The organism is Burkholderia sp. HMSC10F09, from assembly GCF_001806955.1.
GTDB classification, from domain to species: Bacteria; Pseudomonadota; Gammaproteobacteria; order Burkholderiales; family Burkholderiaceae; genus Burkholderia; species Burkholderia multivorans.
Map to the genome: position 1 here is coordinate 1,985 of NZ_KV786754.1, position 4,155 is coordinate 6,139.

Sequence of the window (4,155 nt, forward strand, 5' to 3'; positions counted from 1 at the left end):
CGAGCCGCCACGTCGGGCGGCTCGCCGTCATCGCCCAGAGTGCGCCGACGATCCACAGCGTCGCGAGCGCCGCACCCTGCGCGACCGGCAGCGCCGCGAACACCGACAGCCCGGTGCCGGCCGCGATACGATTCGGCCGCAGCACGACGAACGGCATGCCGAGCACGGCGACGATCGTCAGCAGGCCGATCAGGATGCCGACCTTGTCCGGTGTCAGGCGCCGCGCGCAGGCCGCCGCGCGCATCGTCATTTCACGAAGCCCTTCGACTTCAGATAGCTCTTCGCGACGCCGGCCGCCGGCTCGCCGTTGATCTGGATGCGTGCGTTGAGCATCTGCAGCGTCTTCAGATCGAGGCTCGCGAACACGGGCTTCAGATAGTCGGCGATCTGCGGATGCGCTTTCAGCACCGCTTCGCGGATCACCGGCGCCGGTGCATAGACGGGCTGCACGTGCTTGTCGTCGTCGAGCACGGTGAGCCCGCTCGATGCGATCCCGCCGTCGGTGCCGTACACCATCGCGGCGTTCACGCCGTCGGTCTGGTTCGCGGCCGCCTTGATCGTCGCGGCCGTGTCGCCGCCGGACAGCACGACGAGCTGATCGGGTTTCAGCTTGAAGCCGTACGCCTTCTCGAACGACGGCAGCGCCGACGCGCTGTTGACGAATTCCGCCGATGCGGCGAGCTTCACGTTGCCGCCGCCGGCGACCCACTTGCCGAAATCGCTGAAGGTCTTCAGATGCCGCGCTTGCGCGACCGACGACAGTACGGCGACACCCCACGTGTTGTTGGCGGGCGCCGGCGCGAGCCACACGAGGTGGTTCGCCGCATAGTCGAGCTGCTTCGCGGTGTCGTAGCCTTGGCTCGCGTTCTTCCAGACCGGATCGTCGGCCTTGTTGAAGAAGAAGGCGGCGTTGCCGGTGTATTCGGGGTAGATGTCGATCTCGCCGCTCGTCAGTGCCTTGCGTACGATCGGCGTCGCGCCGAGCGCGATCTTTTCGGTGACGGGAATGCCGTGCGCCTTCAGCACCTGCGCGATCACGTTGCCGAGCAGGTTGCCTTCGGTGTCGATCTTCGACGATACGACGACGGGCGCATCCGCGTGTGCACCGGGTGCGACGACGGATGCGGCGAGCGCGAGGCCCAGGATCCGGGCGGGCAGGGCGAGCTTCATCGTGGCCAATCTCCAGGACGGGGGCGTACGCCGAAACTTACTTGACTGAGCCGGCTTTGGCAAACCGCGCGCGGCCGCGTGGCCCCTGTGCGCGTGGGGATAACCGGCGGCCGGCGCGCAGCCTTGCTACACTGCAAGCCGTTCCCGCCCTGCGGACATCTGCTGCCATGAAGCCAGAACTGCTGGTCCTCATTCCGCTGCGCGACGACGCGCAGCGCCGCATTGCCGCGTCGTTCGAGGTGCGCCATGCACCGACTGCCGAGCTGCGCGAACGCACGATCGCCGAGCACGGCGGCACGATCCGCGCGGTGCTGACCAACGGCAGCACGGGGCTCGCCGCGCACGAGATCGATGCGCTGCCGCAGCTCACGCTCGTCGGCGCGCTCGGCGCCGGCTACGAGCAGATCGACGTCGCGCATGCGAAGGCGCGCGGCATCGCGGTCGTCACCGGCGCCGGCACCAATGACGACTGCGTCGCCGATCATGCGTTCGCACTGCTGCTCGCCGCGGTACGCGGCATCGTGCGGCTCGATGCGGCGACGCGCGCGGGCGTCTGGCGCGACGCGCTGCCGATGCCGCCGAACGTGTCGGGCAAGCGGCTCGGCATCGTCGGGCTCGGCCGGATCGGCGCGAAATGCGCGCGGCGCGCGGCGGGCTTCGACATCGAGATCGGCTATCACAACCGCGCGGCGAAGCAGGTTCCGTACCGCTACTTCGAACGACTCGACGCGCTCGCGCAGTGGGCCGATTTTCTGATCGTCGCGACGCCGGGCGGCGCGGGCACGCGCCATCTGATCGACCGCACGGTGCTCGATGCGCTCGGCCCGCACGGGTTTCTCGTCAACGTCTCGCGCGGCAGCGTCGTCGATACCGCTGCTTTGGCAGACGCGCTGCGCGAACGGCGCCTCGCGGGCGCGGCGCTCGACGTGTACGAAGGCGAGCCCGAACCGCCGCGCGCGCTGACCGCGCTCGACAACGTCGTGCTGACGCCGCACCTCGGCGGCTGGTCGCCCGAGGCGCTCGATCGTTCGGTGCAGCAGTTTCTCGACAACGCCGCGCGGCATTTCGCGGGCGAGCCCCTGCTCACGCCGCTGTGAGCGCGGCCGCCGCCGCGCGCATCACGCATTTTTTTCGTCTACGAAGGAATCCCGATGTCGACGTACATCGCTGAAGTGGAATGGCAGGCCGCCCCCGACGACAAGTTCGTCGACAACCGCTACAGCCGCCGGCACGAATGGCGTTTCGACGGCGGCGTGACGGTGCCTGCGTCGAGTTCGCCGCACGTCGTGCGCGTGCCGTTCTCCGATCCGGCCGCAGTCGACCCGGAAGAGGCGTTCGTCGCCGCGCTGTCGAGCTGTCACATGCTGTGGTTTCTGTCGATCGCCGCGCAACGGCGCTTCGTCGTCACGCGCTATCGCGACGCGGCCGAAGGCACGATGGCGAAGAACGACGCGGGCAAGGAAGTCGTGACGCGCATCGTGCTGAAGCCGGCCGTCACGTTCGGCGGCGAGCGGGCGCCGACCGACGACGAAGTCGCGGCGCTGCATCACGCCGCGCACGACGCCTGCTTTCTCGCGAATTCGGTGCGCACGACGATCGACGTCGAAGGGACGTGGGAACATCGCGCGCGATGAGTGCAACGTGGACGCGGCACGGTCGTGTGTTACGCGCGATGGCCGATCGATTGCGTCAGATAGCGCGCGAGTTCGTCGCGCGTGAACGTCGGCTCCTCGATGCCGCTGCCTTGTAGTGCCGCCCGCACGCGGTCGCAGCGCCACCGGTACGTGTCCTGATAGAGCTCGACGGTGGAGCGTCCGTCGTACATCACGTCGCGGAACAGGCTCAGCAGCGGATAGAGCGGCGCGGCCGTGTCGTGCTGCCAGCCGTCGAGCCATTGACGGAACGGCACGGTTTCGAAGCGCAACCCGAAATGCCGTTCGAGGCGCTCGAAGAACTGCCGGAGCGTCAGGTTGTTGTCGTCGGTATGCACGAGGTTGTACTTGTGGCCGAGCGCCGACGGATTGCGCGAAATATGCGCGATCGCGCGCGTCATGTAGTCGACGGCCGTCAGCCCTTCGCGCAGATTGCGCAGATCGGGAATCTGCTGCTGGTCGATGCAGGTGCGCACGAGCCGGCCCCACCACTGATAGTTCGCGCTGAGCCCGGTGTCGCGATGGAACGTCGCGTAGCCGAGGCGGAACGTCATCAGCGGCAGCCCGCGCGACGCCGCGAGATCGGCCACTTTCTCCATCACCCATTTGCTGCGCACGTAGCCGATGTCCGTCATCACGGCGGGCAGGTTCTGATCGATGTCGTCGTCTTCGGACACCGTCGTCTTGCCGGTGTGCAGATGGCCCCAGCTGTAGACCGAAATCGTCGACAGCAGCATGAGCGCCTTCGGCTGGCCGTCCGCCGCGAACGCGAGCACGCGCTTGAGCCCGTCGACGTTGTCGGTGCGCATGTACGAATACGGCTGGATGAAGTTGACCGCACTCGCCGAGTGATAGATCACGTCGACGCAGCCCGCCAGCGTGCGGTAGTCGGTGGGCGAGCGCAAATACGGATGGAATCGTTGGAGAAACGGCGCGTCAATAATCGGCGAATGGCCGATTACGGCGCTTCGGACGATTTTTCTCGATCGCGGCGATCGCTTTATCGGCCGCGTTCGCGCGTGCGCCGGCGCGCGGCGCGAGACCGGCCGCACCCGGACGAGCGGGCGAAGCAGCGGCTTGGCGAGATGGAGCGAAAGATGCGGCGGTCGCGATGTCGGACAACGAGCGCGGCTAGCTCATGTGCGTGGCCCCGAGGCGTTTGCTTGGTCGATGTCGTTTTGAAACGGATAACGCACAGGTTTTATATGCCGGTTTTCCTAAAAATTCAAATGGAATTCCACTTTTAGTATTCGTTGAATTAATCGGACATTCGTTTCGATTTTTTATGGCCCGACGATGAAAAACGGGCGGTGGCGAACCCTGTTCGCCACCG

General features: G+C 66.7%; 4 protein-coding genes and 1 pseudogene. 2 read left to right on the forward strand and 3 right to left on the reverse strand.

Features of this window, described 5'->3' with window-relative positions; all coding sequences use genetic code 11:
* Together HMPREF3115_RS32495 and HMPREF3115_RS16760 are read right to left on the reverse strand one after the other, a co-directional pair.
* A pseudogene (locus tag HMPREF3115_RS32495) lies at positions 1-250 on the reverse strand (ABC transporter permease); the annotation flags it as partial.
* Positions 247-1,170 carry a glycine betaine ABC transporter substrate-binding protein OsmF gene (locus tag HMPREF3115_RS16760; protein WP_006411484.1) on the reverse strand — a complete coding sequence of 308 codons (924 nt, stop codon included), beginning with the start codon at positions 1,168-1,170 and terminating at the stop codon, positions 247-249. The gene HMPREF3115_RS16760 and the pseudogene HMPREF3115_RS32495, both read right to left, overlap by 4 nt.
* A gap of 167 nt (positions 1,171-1,337) precedes the next feature.
* On the opposite strand from HMPREF3115_RS16760, the gene HMPREF3115_RS16765 reads away from it, so the two are divergent.
* A complete protein-coding gene (locus tag HMPREF3115_RS16765) occupies positions 1,338-2,267 on the forward strand; it encodes a 2-hydroxyacid dehydrogenase (protein WP_070555258.1) in 930 nt (309 codons plus the stop codon).
* A gap of 54 nt (positions 2,268-2,321) precedes the next feature.
* Positions 2,322-2,804 carry an OsmC family protein gene (locus HMPREF3115_RS16770; RefSeq protein WP_035956149.1) on the forward strand — a complete coding sequence of 161 codons (483 nt, stop codon included), beginning with the start codon at positions 2,322-2,324 and terminating at the stop codon, positions 2,802-2,804.
* A 29-nt stretch (positions 2,805-2,833) separates the two neighbouring features.
* Here HMPREF3115_RS16770 and HMPREF3115_RS16775 read toward each other — a convergent pair whose 3' ends face one another.
* Positions 2,834-3,727: a thioester reductase domain-containing protein gene (locus HMPREF3115_RS16775; protein ID WP_227747527.1), complete on the reverse strand. Its 894-nt coding sequence runs from the start codon at positions 3,725-3,727 to the stop codon at positions 2,834-2,836.
* Between the last annotated feature and the right edge of the window lie 428 nt (positions 3,728-4,155).